Below are 2,955 nucleotides of genomic sequence, written 5' to 3' on the forward strand. Positions count from 1 at the left end.
GTAACCGTCCGGCCAGCACCCTCTGCTGACAGCCCTCCAAATTGGCCAAGATAGTGGACACCATTTTTAGTGGACACTATCTTGGATAACGTTGCCCCCGTTCGTCGAACCGGCCGCCGCCCCAACTTCTCGCTGGCGTTCAAACGCCAAGTCGTCGAGGCGACCCTCCAGCCTGGCGCCTCCGTGTCGTTGATCGCTCGTGAGCATGACGTCAATGCCAACCTCGTGTTTCGCTGGCGGCATCAATATCAGGAAGGGCTATTCGGCACCGTTAGCCAGAGCGCAACGCTTTTGCCCGTCCAGGTGATTGAGGCGCCAATCGATCTGCCACACGTCGTCCAGCCACAGGCGGAGTGTCATTCCGAGATCGCAGTTGAGGTCGGAAAAGCCAAGCTGCGTATCACGGGCGCACCCGATCCGCAGACACTGCAATTCGTCTTGCAGCAGTTATTGCGATGATTGCCCCGCCCGCTGGAACCCGTATCTGGATCGCCGCAGGATTCACCGACATGCGTCGTGGCTTCGATGGTTTAGCGGCAATGGTGCAGACACAGCTGGGAGCTGACCCGTTCTCCGGTCAGATCTTTGCTTTTCGCGGACGGCGCGGTGACCGGATCAAGCTGTTGTGGTGGGATGGCGACGGCTTGTGTCTGTTTTGCAAACGATTGGAACAAGGGCGCTTCGTCTGGCCGCAAGCAACCAGCGGCAGCGTGTCGCTGACGGCTGCGCAGTTATCGATGCTGTTGGAAGGCATTGATTGGCGCAGGCCAATTCGTACAGCACCCGTCCTCGCGGTCTGACTTGCCGCGCTGAAAAAATCCCCAGTAACATGCGGTCATGACTCTCGTGACCGACTCCCTGCCGAACGATCTTCAAGCCTTGAAGACTCTGGTCTCTGCCCAGCGGGCAGAGATTGAGCGCTTGAAAATGATGATCGCCAAGCTGCGTCGTACGCAGTTCGGTCGCAGCTGCGAGCAACTGGACGCGATGATCGATCAGCTCCAGTTGAGCCTTGAAGAGTTGCAAGTCAGCCAAGCCGAAATGACACCGCCAGTCGAACCGGCACCTCGCGCAGTTTCGCGCCGCAAACCATTGCCCGAACACCTGCCTCGCGAAACTCACGTGCATCAGCCCGAGTCGCAATGCACGGGCTGCGGTGGGACGCTTCGCTATTTGGGTGAGGATGTTTCCGAAGTGCTGGAGTACGTTCCGGCACGTTTCAAAGTCATTCGCCATGTCCGTCCGAAGATGGTTTGCAGTTGCTGCGAGCACATCGCCCAGGTGCCGGCGCCGAGTCGTCCAATAGCCCGAGGCCTTGCAGGCCCGGGGTTGTTGGCCCATGTGCTGGTCTCCAAGTTTGTCGATCATCTGCCGCTGTATCGGCAGTCCGAAATCTACGCCCGTGAGGGCGTGGAACTGGAGCGCTCAACCCTGGCCGACTGGGTGGGCCAGAGCAGCCAATTGCTCAGGCCACTGGTCAACGCGCTTGAGCACCACGTCATGAGCGGTCACAAAGTCCATGCCGACGACACGCCGATTGGCGTGCTCGCGCCGGGCAACGGCAAGACCAAAACGGCTCGCCTGTGGACATACGTGCGCGACGACCGACCTGCGGGTGACTCGACACCGGCGGCGGTCTGGTTTGCCTACTCGCCGGATCGCAAGGGGCAACATCCGCGCGCTCATCTCAAGAGTTTCAACGGGATCTTGCAGGCTGACGGCTACGCCGGTTTTGCTCAACTGTATGCGACAGGCACTATTGAGGAAGCCGCCTGCTGGGCTCATGCCCGACGCAAGTTTTACGATGTCTACAAAGACCAGGCGTCCCCCCTTGCCGCCGAGGCGCTGCAACGGATTGTGGCCCTGTATGCCATCGAGAGCGAAATTCGAGGGCAACCGCCCGACCAACGCAAAGCGATTCGGCAAAGCCGGGCCAGTCCGCTTCTGGAACACCTGCACGCATGGCTTAATCAGACGCTGACTCAACTGTCGAAAAAGTCGACATTGGGCGGTGCAATCCTCTATTCCCTCAACCGGTGGCAGGCCTTAACGCGCTACTGCGATGACGGCCGAATCGAAATCGACAACAACGCTGCCGAACGGGCGCTACGCGCCGTCGCGCTGGGCCGCAAAAACTACCTGTTTGCCGGTTCCGATGCCGGCGGAGAACGAGCCGCAGCGATTTACAGCCTGGTGGGTACTGCCAAGCTAAACGGGTTAAACCCACAGGCCTATCTGACCTACGTGCTTGAACACATTGCCGAGCACCCGATCAATCGGGTGAGCGAGTTGCTGCCCTGGAACATATCCTTGAACCACACTGAACACTGTGAGGCCGCCTGATTCATGGTTAAAACTGTCCGTTTACCCAAACCCGCCCCCGACCTGTTGCTGCTGCACATCGAGCTGAAGTGGATCACTCCGAAGATTTGGCGTCGGTTCGCGGTGCCTGAAAACATCACCTTGGGAAAATTGCACCATGTCATCCAGGTCGTGATGGGCTGGAGTGATAGCCATCTGCATGAGTTTGAAATTGCCGGTGAGAATTACGGCATGCCCGACCCTGATGGCTGGGGGCCGACGGTAAACCCGGAAGCCCGTAAAACGCTGATCAAGGCGCTGAACGGAAAGCGGACATTTAATTATCTCTACGACTTTGGTGACAGTTGGCATCACAGTATCAAAGTCGAAAAAACGCTACCCGCTATTGCCTGTCCGCAGGTGCCGTATTGCATCGACGGCGCCAATGCTTGCCCACCGGAAGACGTGGGTGGCGGGCCTGGTTACGAGGAGTTTCTGGAGGCGATGGCCAACCCCAATCATCCAGAGCATGACGCCATGGTTGAATGGCATGGCGATGTTTTTGACCCCGCGGCATTTGAGTGCGAGCGCGTGAACCAGTGGTTTAAACGGATTAAGGTTTGAGTTGTAAGGCGGTGTAGCTCGGACGCTTAC

Annotated in this window: 4 protein-coding genes; all 4 read left to right on the forward strand. The window is 58.4% G+C overall.

Annotated elements, in window-relative coordinates; all coding sequences use genetic code 11:
* Positions 1–81: 81 nt before the first annotated feature.
* The 4 genes from tnpA to ACW9H9_RS28375 are packed head-to-tail and all read left to right on the forward strand — an operon-like array spanning position 82 to position 2,925.
* Positions 82–459, forward strand: coding sequence for an IS66-like element accessory protein TnpA (tnpA, locus tag ACW9H9_RS28360; protein ID WP_457346663.1), 378 nt, complete (start codon positions 82–84; stop codon positions 457–459).
* Positions 456–800, forward strand: a complete 345-nt coding sequence (tnpB, locus tag ACW9H9_RS28365) for an IS66 family insertion sequence element accessory protein TnpB (RefSeq protein ID WP_457346664.1) — start codon at positions 456–458, stop codon at positions 798–800. Before tnpA ends, tnpB begins: the two co-directional genes overlap by 4 nt.
* A gap of 37 nt (positions 801–837) precedes the next feature.
* Complete coding sequence (gene tnpC, locus ACW9H9_RS28370) at positions 838–2,343, forward strand: IS66 family transposase (RefSeq protein WP_457346665.1); 1,506 nt, start codon at positions 838–840, stop codon at positions 2,341–2,343.
* A gap of 3 nt (positions 2,344–2,346) precedes the next feature.
* On the forward strand, positions 2,347–2,925 hold the full coding sequence (locus ACW9H9_RS28375; RefSeq protein WP_457346666.1) for a plasmid pRiA4b ORF-3 family protein: 579 nt from the start codon (positions 2,347–2,349) through the stop codon (positions 2,923–2,925).
* The last annotated feature ends 30 nt before the right edge of the window (positions 2,926–2,955 follow it).

It is taken from the genome of Pseudomonas sp. SDO5215_S409 (assembly GCF_054071325.1).